13 protein-coding genes are annotated in these 16,987 nt (G+C 41.1%); 7 read left to right on the forward strand and 6 right to left on the reverse strand.

Going from position 1 to position 16,987, the window contains the following annotated elements; translation table 11 throughout:
* The first annotated feature begins 414 nt into the window (after nucleotides 1-414).
* From TI10_RS04600 to TI10_RS04615, 4 genes are all read left to right on the forward strand, one after another.
* The gene (locus tag TI10_RS04600) at nucleotides 415-1,983 is read left to right on the forward strand and encodes an S-type pyocin domain-containing protein (protein ID WP_049582042.1); all 1,569 of its coding nucleotides are present in this window, start codon (nucleotides 415-417) and stop codon (nucleotides 1,981-1,983) included.
* Nucleotides 1,980-2,168 (forward strand): CPCC family cysteine-rich protein, encoded by a 189-nt coding sequence (locus tag TI10_RS04605; protein ID WP_049582043.1) that lies wholly within the window; start codon nucleotides 1,980-1,982, stop codon nucleotides 2,166-2,168. Before TI10_RS04600 ends, TI10_RS04605 begins: the two co-directional genes overlap by 4 nt.
* A 356-nt stretch (nucleotides 2,169-2,524) precedes the next feature.
* Entirely contained in the window at nucleotides 2,525-2,992 is a 468-nt protein-coding gene (locus TI10_RS04610; protein WP_049582044.1) for a DUF6392 family protein, read from the forward strand.
* Nucleotides 2,993-3,096: 104 nt separating this feature from the next.
* A complete protein-coding gene (locus TI10_RS04615) occupies nucleotides 3,097-3,564 on the forward strand; it encodes a DUF6392 family protein (RefSeq protein ID WP_049582046.1) in 468 nt (155 codons plus the stop codon).
* Between the two features lie 115 nt (nucleotides 3,565-3,679).
* Here the strand turns inward: TI10_RS04615 and TI10_RS24825 are convergent, their stop codons facing one another.
* The 6 genes from TI10_RS24825 to TI10_RS04640 form a co-directional block, all read right to left on the reverse strand.
* A complete protein-coding gene (locus tag TI10_RS24825) occupies nucleotides 3,680-3,826 on the reverse strand; it encodes a hypothetical protein (protein ID WP_155416460.1) in 147 nt (48 codons plus the stop codon).
* Nucleotides 3,827-4,078, reverse strand: a complete 252-nt coding sequence (locus TI10_RS04620) for a DUF2442 domain-containing protein (RefSeq protein WP_049582047.1) — start codon at nucleotides 4,076-4,078, stop codon at nucleotides 3,827-3,829.
* A gap of 808 nt (nucleotides 4,079-4,886) precedes the next feature.
* On the reverse strand, nucleotides 4,887-5,309 hold the full coding sequence (locus TI10_RS04625) for a cupin domain-containing protein (RefSeq protein WP_049582048.1): 423 nt from the start codon (nucleotides 5,307-5,309) through the stop codon (nucleotides 4,887-4,889).
* 647 nt (nucleotides 5,310-5,956) lie between these two features.
* Nucleotides 5,957-7,807, reverse strand: coding sequence for a type I polyketide synthase (locus TI10_RS04630; RefSeq protein ID WP_049582049.1), 1,851 nt, complete (start codon nucleotides 7,805-7,807; stop codon nucleotides 5,957-5,959).
* Entirely contained in the window at nucleotides 7,800-9,362 is a 1,563-nt protein-coding gene (locus TI10_RS04635) for a biotin/lipoyl-containing protein (RefSeq protein WP_049582050.1), read from the reverse strand. The genes TI10_RS04630 and TI10_RS04635 overlap by 8 nt, the downstream gene beginning before the upstream one ends.
* Before the next feature lie 9 nt (nucleotides 9,363-9,371).
* The gene (locus TI10_RS04640; RefSeq protein WP_244161505.1) at nucleotides 9,372-11,369 is read right to left on the reverse strand and encodes a dehydrogenase E1 component subunit alpha/beta; all 1,998 of its coding nucleotides are present in this window, start codon (nucleotides 11,367-11,369) and stop codon (nucleotides 9,372-9,374) included.
* A gap of 1,626 nt (nucleotides 11,370-12,995) precedes the next feature.
* Here TI10_RS04640 and TI10_RS04650 point away from each other — a divergent pair.
* The 3 genes from TI10_RS04650 to TI10_RS04660 all read left to right on the forward strand — a co-directional run bounded on the left by TI10_RS04650 (nucleotide 12,996) and on the right by TI10_RS04660 (nucleotide 16,924).
* A complete protein-coding gene (locus tag TI10_RS04650; RefSeq protein WP_049582054.1) occupies nucleotides 12,996-14,402 on the forward strand; it encodes a carbohydrate porin in 1,407 nt (468 codons plus the stop codon).
* Nucleotides 14,403-14,552: 150 nt separating this feature from the next.
* Nucleotides 14,553-14,720, forward strand: coding sequence for a hypothetical protein (locus tag TI10_RS24830; protein WP_155416461.1), 168 nt, complete (start codon nucleotides 14,553-14,555; stop codon nucleotides 14,718-14,720).
* Between the two features lie 1,385 nt (nucleotides 14,721-16,105).
* Nucleotides 16,106-16,924 carry a 2OG-Fe dioxygenase family protein gene (locus tag TI10_RS04660; protein ID WP_049582056.1) on the forward strand — a complete coding sequence of 273 codons (819 nt, stop codon included), beginning with the start codon at nucleotides 16,106-16,108 and terminating at the stop codon, nucleotides 16,922-16,924.
* The last annotated feature ends 63 nt before the right edge of the window (nucleotides 16,925-16,987 follow it).

Below are 16,987 nucleotides of genomic sequence, written 5' to 3' on the forward strand. Positions count from 1 at the left end.
AAACATTGTCGGTCAGAAAATATGGAATCAAATGGCTGTTAGCATGACAAAAGAGAAAAAATCCGATGGCTGGAACAATGGGAAATTTGACCGGGTATTTGCGGGATCAAGTTCAATAGTATGAACAGCCTCAGATAACCACATGACTGGCGGCAAATGCGATTAATGTAAGAACCAACGACGTTGTATTTTCCAAAACCAATAGCGCCCTAATCAAACCTTTATCCATCTGATATCAAAGTTAAAGATAAAAAATTTGATCTTATTTTCACCAATTGCGGAACTTTTCTATATTTCTTTAACTCAAATCTTTTGCATTACCGATCAATTATTACCTTTTAAGTGGTAACGATATGGTAATTATTTTAGTTAAACAAACGATTAATGTGGTTAGTCAAAAGGGAAGTGAAGCGGATGGCAATAGGGTATTACCTGCTCGTTGGTGACAAAACCACCTGTGGCGGACAGATTATTACGGGTGATCACACCATGACATTCAATGGGCGAGCAACCGCGCGTGAAGGGGATAAGGTCACCTGCGGCAAACATCCCGGCACTTATATGATTGTCGGCGGCATATCAGATATGTTTGATATGGGACAACGATTAGCCGGTACACTGGATAGTGTCAGCACCTGCCCTTGTCGGGCCCGGTTTATCAATTCGGTTATGGACAGCTACGAGAAGCAGGAACAGCCTCGACATCAAGCGGTAGCGCCTGCTTATATGGCGTCATCACCAATGAAGGAAGCAACAACGGTTCAGCCCAACACTCCACCGGTGACACAGGCACCGCCTCCACCGATCCCGGTATTTGCCAAATCTCGTCAGCGGGGCAAAGGCTGTACCGATGCCGGTACGGAAACTGAACCGGCAAATAATTTCGGTGGGATGGGGATATATCAGGTTCCATCATCGCCCACACCCGTCACGGAATCAAAGCCTGAACAGCCTCCGCAAGGCAAGAAACACCCGCCAGAACCGGATAAGCCACAGGATAAAAAATTACCGTGGTATAAACGGTGGTTTAGCGGCAGCAAAGATAAGGCCGAAGTCGCGGCGACTGCGGTAGCTGCAACGACTCGCAGCGCGGTAGCGGATGGCGAAGCGCTGGTGATGCGTTACATTGGTGGTGGCGTTACCAGTGCCGGGCGTTGGCTGGCGGCGCCGAACCCGTTGACAGTCGGATTAATGGGGCTGTTTTATTCACCGGGATTGAATGAGGGCGAAGAGGATTACTTAAACCGATATCATCTTAGTGAAATAGCGGAACGATTCGGTAAAGCGCCGACCCGCGTTCGTTTTCGCTGGATCAGAGATGAAAAAAGCGGCAGGATGACGGTTCAGGGCTATCACGTCAGCCCGGAAAGTGGTCTGGATAAAGTACCGGTTCATATGATGCGACTGAATCCGGCCACTGGTAATTACGAGTTCTGGGAACCGGGAGAAAAATACCGGCCGACGATCTTATGGACGCCGAACGAACAGAAATTCAAAGTTCCACCCCATACCGGGAATGAGGAACAGCCGTTTATTCCATCGCAGATAACCGTATTGCCGATCCCGGATAAGGTAGGCAGCGATATTGAATCGTTGCCAATGCCGGAAGAGAAGGATTTTCGCGATTATATTTTGATCCTCCCCATCCCTAATATGCCGCCGGTGTATGTGTATTTGAGTAAAAATAAAGACACTCAGATTTGGACTGAAACAAAGAAATTACTACCTGTATCAAATGCATATAATCATTGGGAAAAACATAAGCATGAATTTCCTGAGCTTAAAAACTCTAAAGAATATGTTGATGCTACTCATGACTTTGTTAATAATCCTCCTAGTGGAACCTTAAGGAAAAAGAGAGCAAACGGTGATGAAATTTTTTATCATCCACTTTCAAACACATTTGCGTCAAAGAGCAAAGATGGTATTCCCAGGACAATGTTTAAACCGGAAAGAGGAATAGAATATTGGAACAGACAATGATGGAATATAATACTTGTCCGTGTTGCGGTAAACGGACAATTGAGCGTTTAGGGGAATATGAAATATGTCCGATATGTAATTGGGAGGATGATCCTGTTCAATCAGCAGACCCATATTTTTCAGGAGGAGCTAATTCTATGAGTTTAGAAGATGCGAAGAAACTCTATCTTTCAAAGAAAGATTGATTTTAGAGTTAAATATTCTTTGTAGTATTTCATTGCTTTTATTGTAAGTGATTAATATTTAGATGAAATTACTATCAAATGAATTATTCGCATAACATTATCAATAAAAAATAGTGGCTTATAAGGACTAAACTCTGCAACCAGCAGAGTTTAGTCATAACTATAATAAACTCTGTAAAAATGAAAGAGTATGTAAGATAGAATTAAAAAACAAAATCTGACTTCAAGAATAATATCGAATGAAGGTATAGAGGAATAACAATATTCTGGTATTTAAAGTCGGTTCAGGTGTTAAACTACTATCCACCGGAATCAACTAGGGTGGTAGCTAGCAGGAGGCAAAAAGGGTTATACAAATGACAGTCAATATAGAAGCATTAATAAATAGTTTAGGTAAAACTTATCAAGAAATTTTTGATGAAGGATTAATTCCTTATAAAACGAAACCAAGTGGTTTTGCGGGTGATAGTATAGTGTGCTTGGATATGGTTAAAGAAGGCGTTTTTCTGTCTTTTTATCGGGAAGGAAAGCGATTAAAAGAAATTACATTAACTTTGCTTGACGAGAGAAATTCTTTATACCAGTTTACTAATGAATTGCCATCTCCTTTAGTGCCACTGATGACCCGGCAATGGGTTCATGAACAATTTGGTAAACCTGAAAAATCACTTTCTCCAAGGAAAAGATTAAAGAAAGATATTGGTTGGACAGAGTTATATACTCTCCTAGGTTTTCGAGTTCCAGTGAATATGCAAGTTGATTACGATCTATCTGAGCATGTCAAAGAAGTGGCATTTTTACCCCCCTCAGAAGTACGTTGGTAGTCAATAAAGGAGTTTCTCTCTTGAGAGCCAATTCATTAATCAGCAGTTTAAAAGGCTATATTGAAAATGAATTGGCTTAATTGAGAAAAGAGGTTATATAAATAATGGCGATTAACATTGAAGCATTAATTAATAGTTTAGGTAAAACTTATCAAGAAATTTTTGATGAAGGATTAATTCCTTATAAAACCAAGCCAAAAGGAAACCTAGGCTGCGATTACATATCATTAGATATGATTAAAGAAGGGGTGTATTTGGCATTTAAAAGAGAGAATAAGGTTTTATTTGTTGTGACAATTACCTTAATTGACCGAGATAAGCCATCATATCAATTTCCCAATAAGTTACCATCGCCCCTAATTTCGATGATGTCTCGTCAATGGATTCATGAGCAATTTGGAAAGCCTGAAAAGTCGCATCCGCCTGAGATGATTATGAAGCACCAGTTTGGTCGTAAGGACTTATATACATTACTTGATTTCCGTATTCCGACAAGTATGCAGATCTCCTATGATTTGCTTGACCGTGTAGAATACATGACATTCTTACCCACCTCAGAAGTGTGTTGGTAGCCAACATAAAGAGAAGATTTTTCTTAAGAACCAGTTTATTAATCAGTAGTTTAAAAAATTAAACTGAAAATGAATTTGAATTGATTCAATCAAAAATGGAATAAATAATTGAATTTTAGGCAGAAAAAAGAGCACCCTCAAACCATGCTCGCCATTTTTCATCCACAAATTGTATTTTAGTCAGTCCATCAATACCTTCTAGAAAATGACTAAAACACTCGCTTTTACCAATATCCAAACGCAAGCAATGCAAACAGTTCAATCATATATTACCCCTTAAGTGGGATTTGAGCTTTTTGTAGAGTGCGTCGGGCGCCAGATCAGCATCATTCGGCCAGCACACCGCGCCACACTCATCAACACGCGCTTGGGCAAAGAATTTCTGCTCTTTCAGTGGCTCGAACATGGGTCCGAACAACCGATCCGCGATGCACACCTCTCCATAGGCTCCATCATCGAACGTCACCGCCAAGGTGTATTCTGGCTTTATTTCCACTTTCGTTACTCTGCGCATGGTAATCACTCTAGCAATTCAAGTAAGCATGGAAATGAGGCGGATTACGGTCGTCGTCGTACATCCAAATCAGGATGCCAAAAAATTCACTGATAGTTGGCATTTATAATGACCTGAAAAACAATGATTCACCAATAATACTATTCACAGTAGCGCTAAAATTGACACTACTCAACCATTAAATACGAGATATAAATATCGAGAAAGGGAATCCTTTAGTTGGTTCATCAATCCCCAAATACGAATATCCAATATTTCTCAGATAGAACATTCACGACACGGTAGTGTGCAAGGATTAATGTTAAATGTGTTAGAGGGACAAATAGCTTATTGTCTCAAAGAGAACAAAGTCACGGAATAATGTACAGGCTCCCCACCATCCATTGAAATTATTTCCCAATTTAAATATTATATTAAAATAATTTCAATAATCTTTTCCTATTTTATCATTACAATAGAATATTATCTCTAATATATTTCTCCATTTTATTTCCAGTAAATCTAATGTTTCATAGGCTAGTACCTGATCCCCTTCATGAAATGCCCATATTATATTAATTGAAAAAATATTATATCATCCTTTTATCACTCCAATTACTTTTCCTGATTTATGATTATCTTCATGAATATCATGGCATTCTCACAACCCATCAAGCACTAGCGCATATTTAATTTATACCCGTCATCTTTCAAGTTGCCTCTTTGTTGGCTGCACTCACTCACCCCGGTCACATAGTTAGCTATGCTCCCGGGGATTCGCTCCCTTGCCGTCGCGATGCATCTTGAAATCCATAGGGTATATCCCAAGTTAAACTTTTAATTCCTCTGGAGTTCCCTCTCTATATGGCACCAGCGTCGTTCTATCTTGCGAATCAACCGCACAATGATTATTACCGACAACAAGCATGACTAAATCGCTAGTTGCCTTAATCGCGTGATCTATTTCTCCATTCACAAAATAACAAACTCCAGGCTCTATTTCATGCTTTTCACCAGCATAAATAACATAACCCGTTCCTGCGAGTACAAATAAGATATGATGCCCTAAGTGAGTATGATTCTGCATCCCCTCATTTTTGCTGAAACGAATTAGATCAGCACCAAAGCCATCAAACGAAACTAATCCCTCGCCCGTTCCCATACTGTTAACCATTTTATGGTTTCTAACCATTGTATCTACAACGAGATGTTCGCCATTCCAGCGACAGAATCTATTTTTAATAAGTTCCATATTACCTTCCTTTTATCTCTACAAATAAAATTTTATTTCAAGGTAACTATCATCACTCTCTGTTAATTGAAATAATACTATCCCTCTATCAAATAAAATAATATTTCCCAGTAAAGTTTCAATCATCATAAATTCATATCAACAAAGAAATTAACTGGTTATTAATAATATATCAAATGGAAATATGTAATTCCATAGTAGTATTTTACAAAAGCTCACTCTGTGATAGCAATCACTGTAAAACTCTTATTTTAAATTTCTTTGTAGAAGATAATCTCCGTTTAAAATAATATCAGCTAAAAGTCAGGTTAATTATATTATTAAGTCAGGACAATAATAATATTAATTAAATTGACCTTAACTCTCACTACAAATAACTATTTCAGCGATATACCCGTTATCTTTCAAGTTGCCTATTTGTTGGCTGCATTCACTCACCCCGGTCACATCGTTATCTATGCTCCCGGGGATTCGCTCCCTTACCGTCGCGATGCAAAATATTCCTTTATTCACTGCTCAAGCCTGATATTTCATCTCGATCACAGAAGGTGAACAGCATAAATCGTGCCTAAAAGAAACCCCACAATCTCTTCCGAGATTGTGGGGTTTCCACTATGCTCTCTGGTTTTCCTGTCTCGCTTCACTACCTACTGTTTTGCAACCACAGATTCATTGTGAGGCAACCAATAGCGCCGATGTTCAAAAGCATATTTAGGCAATCGAATACGCAGCGGTTTCTGCCCGGAAGGCCAGCAGGTACGCCAATCTACATCCTGACCTTGTAGCCATAAGAATCGAGAGTCATCCTCTGCCATATGAAGCCATTGGTCTTCTTTGGTTGAAGCAGACGAAGCAAAATCCCGTAGCTGCCTTAGTAGATCCTGCCGCGATGTCGCAACAAATAATGCCCGATGGGGTAGCACTGCACGGCCAAACTGTAATGTCCAGCTAACCGCAGGCAGTTCAATGTTTTCATCGTTCTCAATAAAATCCCCTAGCATAGCCGCCATTTTTTGTAACGATGCCTGGCTATTAGCCGAGATGGGGTAATAATATCCCTCCAAATTGGCTTTAATCTGTTGCCGCACTTGAGTTGGAGCCTCTTCCAGAATGACATGGGAATTGCTGCCGCCCAATCCAAAAGAGCTCAGTCCAGCGAAACGCTTTTGCCCTGCCCCAACCCGCCAGGAATTTTCCTCTGTAGCCAATTGTAAACGTGAATCCACGCTATCAATTTCAGGATTCAAACGCTGAAACGCGGCGCTAGGTACAATGGATTTATGTTGCAGCATTAATAAAACTTTAACGATGCCAGCTAACCCCGCAGCCCCTTCTAAATGCCCTATGTTGGCTTTTACCGAACCAATATAGCAAGGCTGTGACATCTCTCCTGATTGATCATAGTTAAAGACTTCATTAAGCGCATTAAATTCTATGGGATCACCCAATGAGGTTCCCGTTCCATGTGCTTCAAGGTAACTGATTTGCTCCGCAGAGATTCCAGCCTGTTGCAAGCAATCTTTAACCAACGCAATTTGCTGCTCAGGGTTAGGTGAAGTCAGTGAATTAGCTCGCCCACCATGATTGACCGCCGATGCCCGAACGTATCCATAAATCGGGTCCCGATCTTCTAAAGCCTGTTTTTGCGTTTTCAAGAACAAACACACAGCCCCTTCACCACGGACAAAACCATTAGCATCCGCGTCAAAAACCCGACAACAGCCATCCTTAGATAACATTCCCGCCCGGTAATAAGCAGCCATGTTGAATGTGTTGCTCAATAGGTTGACGCTGCCAACTATCGCCTGTTGGCATTCCCCCGAACGTAATGAATTCACCGCTTGAGTCAGTGCCGTCAATCCACTTGAACACGCGGTATCAATCTGCAAACTCGGGCCAATAAAGTTGTAATAAAATGACAATCTGTTAGCCAGGAGGCAATTCAGTGTCCCTGTCGTCGCATAAGCATTTGCCATCGCCATATCAGCCGCAACAAGTTCACGATAATCATTACTGCACGAGCCAATAAACACACCGGTCTTTGAGCCTGAATAGCCAATCGGATTAGCGCCGCTATCTTCGATCGCTTGCCAAGTCAGCTCCAACAGCATTCTCTGTTGCGGGTCCATCATGGCCGCGACTCGCGGAGAAATACCAAAGAACGGCGCGTCAAAACCATCGATACTATCAAGCAGCCCCGCTTTTAAGGCTTTTTTAGGCAACGGAATAGCGTAAGGTTTTCCAGACGCAAACCGCTGCTCTGGAATCTCTTTTATTACACTGTGTCCAGTTCTTAAAATCTCCCACATTTGTTCTGGGGAATCTTCCGCCCCAGGAAGTCGGAAAGCCATGCCCACAATAGCAATAGGCATCTGTTTGGTATCACCCGCACTACTTACTGAGGGAGTAATGGAACTTAAATGTTCCAACAAGGCAGATTTAGCTATCCGTTGTTCATCCGGGCTAAGCGAATGATATATGTGGTGCAGATTATCCATGCTTTCCTCCTTCTATGAGGCGCTGTAACCTTAATGCTGCTTCGCCATCAAGACTACGCATCGCATTAATAAAGTCATCTAAGGAATGTTTCTTCTCAGTCAGTTCAGTTTTGGCCGTGTCAAGATATTCAATCAATCGATGCGGCGAGCTATAACGCCAGAACAGCGTTGGCGATAATTTTCGACGAAAATGCATTGACATTCTTTCTGCAAGTTTTACCGCCTTAAGCGAATCAATACCCAAATCAGCCCAAGTACGCTGCATCATTGATTCAGTAAAATCTTCGTCCCAATTCAGGAAATCCGCCAGCAACGTGCGTAATTGCCCAGAAACCGATTTACCTGATTTACTTTCTATTTGATGCGCGACAGATCGTGGCCCAGACAGAACACGAACCTGAGCAATAATCTCGGTAATAAACTCAGACGCCTCTACCCCATTGAGCAAATAGTGATTAAATGCCAGAACGAGGTTCATCTCTTTGTTATGAGGCGCGCCAATGAACAATGTTGACTGGGATGGCGGCACAATAACAGGCACGGCGAAGGTGGCGCCATCGTTGCCGGTATAGGAGATCATCATAGGAACATCAATATCAACAGGCAGTTTTTCCGCATCTGGATCAAGTACCCCATTCAGATGTTGCCTGAACTCAAAAAAGCTCATTATCTGCGTGCTCGGTACTTTCAACGAACTCAAATCGCCTTTTTCATCCAGAAAAGCAATACCCAGATTGATATCCGTATAAGTGTGATAACGCTCTTGATCAAGCGGCCTTGAACGCAGCATTGGGAATTTTTTCAACGCCTGAGCAATCGCATAAGTGATGACCTGAAATGGCGTTATCCACTCCTGCTGCCCAGAGGTTTCCGTTAAATGATGAATGGCGTTATCAACCAGCTCAATCGGTAATGGTTTAGCTGCCCAACAAGGCTGTACCGTCGCACTATTTAACCGTATTGCACGATTAAGACGCTGCTGATCTCTCGACAGAAAGCCCACATTGCCATTTTCTGCATTATCTTTTTCTGCATTGTCCTTCTCTGACGTTTTGGTTTCGCGGTGCTGTTGAAGGTAATCATCTATATGACCAGGCAATAATGTGCCATATTTTTCCGCCAGTTGATTAAGAATGTCCGCCTCAATTTGGTGTTCTTGTGCGTACTGACGAGTTTTCGGCGGAATACGCGCAGGAGGAGCAGATACTTTAGGGGCAGTCTCCACTTGCTCTATTTTTTCGACTTCCTCCGCCACTTTCTCCATTTTCTCCGGCGGAGGCGTTAACTCTTCACTGACAGGGGAAGATTCTGCCGTCTCGCCAACGGCTCTGATGACGGCAATAGGCGATCCAACAGGGATAATGTCATTTTCCGCCGCCAACCATTTTTCCAAGATCCCCTCAACATCAGATTCAATGGTAAAGGCAGCCTTATCCGTCTCCATTTCATAAACAGGTTCATCACGCTTGACATGATCGCCCACCTGCTTAAGTAACTGGATGATGACGACTTCAGTGGTTCCTTCTCCCATCGGGGGAATAAGCAACTGTGCCATAAGTTCTCCTTAGCTCATTACCGCATAGACGGAAGCCAAAATGTCATCCGTGCCGGGTAAAACCGCTTTCTCTAAACAAGGATTAAAAGGAATATGAATATCTTCACGCGTCACCAGGCGCGGAGGTGCCAATAAAGAGAAGAAATTGTCATTCTCATCCAAAATATCAGCAATAATGGATGCGCCGACACTGGCCGTCCGGGTATCCTCTTGCACAACGATAAGCCGTCCGGTTTTGCGCAAAGATTCCGCAATCCGTTGTTTATCCCAAGGTACCAGACTACGTAATTCAATCACTTCAATGTCAATATTGTCCTTTTCCGCCTGAACAGCAGCCATAGTCGCAAGCTGAGTCGTATTTCCCCAGGCAACCAGTGTAATATCCTTTCCTGCCCTGACGATATTTGCCTGTCCAAGCGACACCGGACTCACCAGCCGACGCTCATGGCGCTCTCTCATAAGGTGTTTAGGGATCAGGATCAGACTTGGCATATCCAGACTTAACGCGGTGCGGAACAATGCGACGGTATCAGCCGGCGTCGTTGGAACAAGAACATTAATACCGGGAATATGCGCTAAGATACCGTCCGAGCTTTGGCTGTGCCATATACCGCCGCCAGGAAGATAAGCGCCATAAGGAGCATATATCACCACCGGACAGCGCCATTTTCCTACCGTTCTCCAACTTAAAGTGCCAAGTTGCGACTGTAACTGATTGAGGCCTAATCCAACAAAGTCAATAAATTGCAGTTCAACAATCGGACGCCAACCACAGGCGGACAACCCAACAGACGAGCCAATAATCGTGGCTTCTGAAAGGGGAGCGTTAAAAACGCGATCAGGATAGCGAGTGGATAAACCACGGGTGAAACCAAAAACGCCCCCTTTAGGATCTTCAATATCCTCACCAAATAGCAGCACATTCGGATGCTGACTCAATGCCTCGTCCAACACCTGATTTACCGCTTTGACCTGCGTCTCTTCGGCTTCCATCTCAACATGTACGGCAGGAGCGCTTTCACGATTACACAAATAGGTACTGACAGTTGCAGGATCAGGCTCTTCTTCGTGATAAACACGCTCGAATATTTCCGCTACATCCGCTTTAATGCTCTCTTTTTGTTCAGCCAGAGCTTGGTCAGTAATCGCCCCCTTTTCCTTTAAATAGGCGACATAATTTTCAATAGGGTCCTGTAGTGTCTCCAGATCATCCGGGGTACGGTACAGTTTGTGAGAATCTGAATTGGAATGAGAATCCAGCCGATCCATACGACAAACCAATATGCAGGGAGTCCGCTCAAATCGCGCCTTATTGAATACCTCCTGTGCAACAGGAAATACGGTTTCCGGCTTGCGGGCATCAACACGGCGGATTAAACACTCGTCAAATATTCCCAATCGATACGGGGCCATTTTCTCCGTTGATGTACTAATACCCAGTTTATTATCGGAAACCACAAAGACTACCGGCAAACGCCTTTCAACCGCAAAACTGACCGCTTCATAAAATTCTCCCTGCCGGGTCGCCGCATCGCCGACGCCACACACGACAAGCCCGTTTCTATTGTCCAACACGCTTGCCCAAGCAGCGCCAGCCGCGGGAATACATTGGGTCCCCGTCAGGCTGACTACCGAGAAGATATTATGCTCTTTGGAGCAAAAATGGTTCGACATGGTTCGGCCGGCTGAGTGAGAAGTGGCCTTGCCCATAAGTTCCCTTGTCATTTCAACAATAGACATACCACGCGCTAACACTAATGCCCGATCACGATAGTAAGGAACCAGAACATCATTTTTTTCCATAAGCTGAGGCAACACAGCCAGCCCTTCATGTCCAGCAGCCGACACATGGAACCAAGCTCGGCCTTGTCGTGTGACTATTGCACTACGATTATCAAATTCCCGTGACAGCAGCATGTCATAAAGTAACTTTTGTTCATCCAAACAATCATTAATTGCAGGGCTGTGTTCCTTAAGAGGTACTTCATTGATCTGTACGTCTATCACTCTCTTTTTCCTCACAAATAGTTAACGTGGTAGTTGTCGTTATTGCGCTTAATGCCTGATAAAAAGGCGAACACGGGGTAGTCCCGTTCATGATTACTTGAGAGACTATAGATCCCGAATAAAGAAGTTAACGTAGGGTTATTGCCTACACGAATTGCAAAAGATAGAGGTATACGGTCACAATTTTTAATTACGTTTATACCCGTCATCTTTCAAGTTGCCTCTTTGTTGGCTGCACTCGCTCACCCCGGTCACATAGTTCGCTATGCTCCCGGGGATTCGCTCTCTTGCCGTCGCGATGCATCTTGAAATCCATTGGGTATATACCCGTCATCTTTCAAGTTGCCTCTTTGTTGGCTGCACTCACTCACCCCGGTCACATAGTTCGCTATGCTCCCGGGGATTCGCTCCCTTGCCGTCGCGATGCATCTTGAAATCCATAGGGTATATACACCTAACATGGGGGGAAAAATTATCTCCATAACCAGAAATGGTTTCGGCCGTCATGATATTCCCTAAATTTTTAGCATTGTCCTGAACATAATGTGACACCATTTAAAAAACTCCAACCGATGAACAATAGCCATTCGTTAAGAGTAGGGCCAACAAGCATCGGCATTTCCATGATTACAATACAATTACAACACAATTAAAAAACAGGTTTTTACCTGTGTCTTTAAATCCTGCAATGATAAGACATAGGAATAATTCATTACTTTGCTAAATTATTTTAACGATCAGATTTTTTCGACAAGCTCTTCATTAGGTATTTTTATCTTTAACCAAGACATGGCCTCAATAATAACACGTATTATATCAACCGAACTTGAGACTTTATGCTCACATTAGAATTCATTATGTTTTGTGATGAATGTCAATAACGTTCTCCTCATATCAAACAATAGATAAAGCTGAATTGACGAAATCATCCAGCATCAATCATGATATTTTATTAAAATTTAGCTTATTATCTCCTATTTTTTATCATAAAAAAAACTGTAGTAATGCGGGAATGATCACAAAAAGGGCACCAAAAAATTTAACTATATGATTATTATGAATTTATCATTACAAACAGCACTGATATTATAATGCAATTAATGGGATATCAACATATAAAAATATATTTCATAACTCTTTGAATATATTATCAATCATTCAAATAGTAAATTAAAAAAATGATAAAATTAAATATCATTTTCACACTTTTAAAATGATTAATTCATGCAATTATTTCCACTTCAGATATTCTTTCTTAATTTTAAATCGGTTCTTCTACTTTATCTCGCTATTTGGTCTTGATGAAAAACAAAGATTAAACATGGTAATCACTCAGGCCCAAGCCTGTGACGCATTAGTCACTACGACCAAAAACGTAATGACTGCGCTACCCAATGCCGACAAATCAACTGCTTTTTCGCCAATGCAAACCTGAACACACAGTGGTGGATATCCATCTACAGTTACTTACCTTTCATGCCAAATTTGCGTATTCGATCACAATAGTTTGATCTGGTTAGTAAACTTGGTTGCGATCTGCCAATCAACCCAATTATCTTTTAGCAAAAACCAGCTTAATAATTTACCTACGGTATAATAACGAGTATCCCAAAAGGGTAGAGCATCATGAAAAATCTTCGCTATCTGATTGTCACACCAGGATTAATGCTTTCCGCCTCTGCCCTTGCTTCACCTGCTAATAGCATCGAAGCACGCCTTGATGCACTTGAGCAGCGGCTACAACAAGCAGAACAACGAGCCGCCCAAGCGGAAGCGCGAGCCACAGCCGCCGAGCAACGCGCACAGCGATTGGAACAGCATGCTATCGAAACCAAACAACAGGTCACTCAAGTCGCACAGCACCCCATTTCGCTGGAAAATAGCGCTTCACCAACCAGCAATTTGAAACTGAATGATTTCGGCGATCTAAAATTATACGGCGATGTAGAATTCAATCTCGATGGCGCCAGCCGAACCGGTCAACTTACTTCACTCAAAACCAGCGATAATAAAGACTGGAAACCTGGCGACAAAGAGCGTTGGAATGTCAATGGCCGCATTTTGATCGGACTGGACGGTTACCGCCGTGATCAAAACAACAACTTTGCTGGTTTTAGAGTGCAACCGCTGGCAGACATGACCGGCAAAATGAATCTCGACGACGCCGCTTTCTTCTTCGGCAATGAGAAAAACTGGCAGGCCAAAATCGGGCGTTTTGAAGCTTACGATATGTTCCCACTCAACCAAGATACTTTTATTCAGTATTCTGGTAATACCGCCAACGATTTGTATGCCGATGGTTTTGGCTATATCTATATGATGAAAGAAGGACGTGGCCGCAGTAATAGCGGTGGTAACCTAATGCTAAGCAAATACGCCGGCAACTGGTATTTCGAACTCAATACTCTACTCGAAGATGGCACTTCTCTATTCCGAGATAGCGCCTACCACGGCAATACACTGGAAAATAAAAAAAATGTCGCCTATTTACGCCCGGTAGCAGCCTGGAAAAAAGACCAGTTTAGTGCAGCCATAGCAATGGAGAGTAATGTCGTCAATAACGCCTATGGCTATCAGAATAACCAAGGGCAATGGGTCGATCAATCCAGACGTAATGGTTACGGCATGACACTAAGTTGGAACGGTCTGGAGACCAATCCTGATGATGGCATTGTCGCTAACCTGAATACCGCCTATCTGGATGCCTCAGATGAACATAATTTCACTACCGGAATTAATGTGATGTGGCATCGTTTCGAACTGGGTTATATCTATGCCCACAACAATATCAAAGCGTTCAATACTGACGATACAACCGCACAGATTAATCACCCATTCAATGAACCGGGTAAATACGATATAAATACTATCCATATGTCATATCAGATTCCTAGTATCATGAATATGAAGAACTTTAATCTCTATCTTGGCGCCTACGTCTCTATGCTGGAAGCAAATGCTAACAACAAAATCGCCAACAGTAATAATGACCGACGCTACGGCGCACGAGCCAGATTTAAATATCTCTTCTGATGCAGGTTAATTATCTCTGATTATGGGCACGACGATAAATTTAATGTCAGACTTTGTTTCTGACATTAATGTAATAGGTGAAGTTGGTAATAATAAAAATTCAGTTATATCGCTGGGTTTAACTTATAAAATGTAGAGAGGTTAAAAGAATTGAATATTTCAGAATTAAAATATGATAATTTCCATACGATGAATATAGAAGAAATGGAAAGAACAAAAGGAAAAATAAGAGCTGCTGTAGCAATTGTCGCTCAGAGTGTTGTTGGAGCTAGTCATGGTAGCGGTTGTTCTACGCGCCATGCGGGTATAGTAAAGTGAATGTTATGCTTTTATTTACAAGTATAATTGTGTTATATGCTATTATAGCATGGAAGTTTTTTCCTGAATATAAAACGATAACTATTATAGTAGCTAGTTTTTGTTGGTTATCATATGGTTACTTACTAGAATATCAATCTTATGCATTATATATGCCTTTGTTTAGCATAGCATATGGTATATTATTACACTCTATTTTCAGAAAGAGAAAATTTAAATTATATGATAGCTCCTTGAAGCTTTATTATATAATTCCTTTTTTTGTCTTTATGCAAGAATTAATCAAAAGTGTCAATAAAATATAATATTAGGAATCTATTTCAGTAGGTATATACCCTATGGATTTCAAATTAGCATAAAAAATTAAATCCACGTTTTCTTCTGAAGATGGTAAAAACTAATGGATATTTACAAGATTAGCAATCCATTTATATTCAAGTAATATAAATGGTAGGATTTTATTACTGATAACTCCCTACTAACTGAATGGGATATGAATAGTCAATTAATTTCCTAGATTAATGATATACTAAAGTTAAAATCAATTAAATTTAATATCACATTCTAATATCTCTTTATATGTAAATTTTTTTTGCCAAATTAAAAATAAAAACCCGAGTTGACATTGTACACTTTGCGATCTATTTTTTATTTAATTTTGGTGAAAATATTTTTATTATTGGGCGGATTCGACTAATAAGCGCAATCTTTCAGAAAGACAGTCAGTTGCTATAGTAAACATCTATTTTGCCAAAGGAAAATGTTCTATGACCTAAACAGAAAACCAGCATCAGAATTAGTGACAACTACAGTGAAAACGTTGTACCCATTAAAACCTGTACCTATTAAAACCTGTACCTATTAAAACATAAGGATTAAAACAATGATGTTTGATAATGGTTTAGAATTTTCAAGTCATGAAATGATCAGTAAAAAATTAGATACAAAAATTGACTTTGCTAATCCTTATGCGTTGCTGGCTAGGGGGTGATAAAGGAAAGGTGAATTTCAAAGTATTGTAGGATGCTATTGTTTCACCCAGAGAGATGAGGTCATTAATTCACTCAAAAATGGTTGTTATAATATCGTAGGTTTGTTTAATAACCTATTTATTTAAAATTAGCTCTCTCATTTATCCAGCAATATTCTTTACTATCTGATTTGTCAGAAATTGATTGATTGATTTTGTATATCGACAAAAAGCATGGCAGTGTTGTTGTACTTACTATGCGAAATCGAGATATTCTTATTTATAGGTGTTTTAAAAATCATCAAATATAACTAAATAATTTTTTAATTAATTATTATTAACTGGTTTTTTCTAAGATATCGTAATTAATTCAATACGATGTCATTTTAGTTCACCCTAATAAAGAGATATTACAATGGGCTTGAATATATTTATTAACGCACCAGATAGTTACCATCTTACTACCGCACATATCCGCAACAGCTTGCACCAGCAAGGTTTCGCCACTTTCAATGCCGCCGATCTTGACCTTTCTGACAGTGAAAAAATCGATCTTATCTCTCTCTGTGAATTATCGAAGTCACTGCCGTTAGATCGATTTGGCGAAGGTGGTCGTCACCGCAGTTATTGCGAAGGTGTGTGGAACTGTGAAACAGAAACCATTCATTGGAAAACAGGTCATCAGCAGCCTGATGGTAGTATAGAGATTGATTATCATCAGGGAAGTGAATATCAACCTGAATTTGGCGGCGTGGTACGTAAATTCCTGCGCATGCCTGATGAGATACTGAATAAAGGACTACTTAATAAACTCATTTGTCACGATCTGAGTCTAACCGGCATGGCAGAGCATTATTCCCGTTTGCTGTGTGGTGTACATTTGATCCGAATGCAAGCACTACCTGGTAAACCGGCAAAAATTACGCCTAACTGTTTCCATCGTGATGGTCAGCCGTTCACCGCTGTACATTTGATTGAACGTTACAATGTCGAAGGCGGTGCAACGCATATCGCGCCGCCTTCTTATGCAAATTGCCAGCTTGAAGAAGTCCCTGCTCATAAGATAACTCGCTTTACCCTTAATGATCCCCTTGATAGCTACATCATCGACGATGCAGCGATTTGTCATTACATCAATCCCGTAACTTGCGATGAAAACTCCAGCGTTGGAGTCCGTACTATCATTCTGATTGATTTCACCCCGCTAGAACAGAGTGACACGTGTTCCCAGTAACGCTTTTGTCACGAAAACGGCCGACAACCAGGAATGATAGTTTTTACGGCGATCATTAAGCTT

The organism is Photorhabdus luminescens subsp. luminescens (assembly GCF_001083805.1).
Classification (GTDB): Bacteria; Pseudomonadota; Gammaproteobacteria; order Enterobacterales; family Enterobacteriaceae; genus Photorhabdus; species Photorhabdus luminescens.

Coding starts and splice junctions, on each gene's coding strand:
- TI10_RS04610 (WP_049582044.1), top strand. CDS start 2,525: ATGACAGTCAATATAGAAGCATTAATAAATAGTTTAGGTAAAACTTAT.
- TI10_RS04605 (WP_049582043.1), top strand. CDS start 1,980: ATGATGGAATATAATACTTGTCCGTGTTGCGGTAAACGGACAATTGAG.
- TI10_RS04660 (WP_049582056.1), top strand. CDS start 16,106: ATGGGCTTGAATATATTTATTAACGCACCAGATAGTTACCATCTTACT.
- TI10_RS04630 (WP_049582049.1), bottom strand. CDS start 7,807: ATGGATAATCTGCACCACATATATCATTCGCTTAGCCCGGATGAACAA.
- TI10_RS04615 (WP_049582046.1), top strand. CDS start 3,097: ATGGCGATTAACATTGAAGCATTAATTAATAGTTTAGGTAAAACTTAT.
- TI10_RS04600 (WP_049582042.1), top strand. CDS start 415: ATGGCAATAGGGTATTACCTGCTCGTTGGTGACAAAACCACCTGTGGC.
- TI10_RS04635 (WP_049582050.1), bottom strand. CDS start 9,362: ATGGCACAGTTGCTTATTCCCCCGATGGGAGAAGGAACCACTGAAGTC.
- TI10_RS04625 (WP_049582048.1), bottom strand. CDS start 5,309: ATGGAACTTATTAAAAATAGATTCTGTCGCTGGAATGGCGAACATCTC.
- TI10_RS04650 (WP_049582054.1), top strand. CDS start 12,996: ATGAAAAATCTTCGCTATCTGATTGTCACACCAGGATTAATGCTTTCC.
- TI10_RS04620 (WP_049582047.1), bottom strand. CDS start 4,078: ATGCGCAGAGTAACGAAAGTGGAAATAAAGCCAGAATACACCTTGGCG.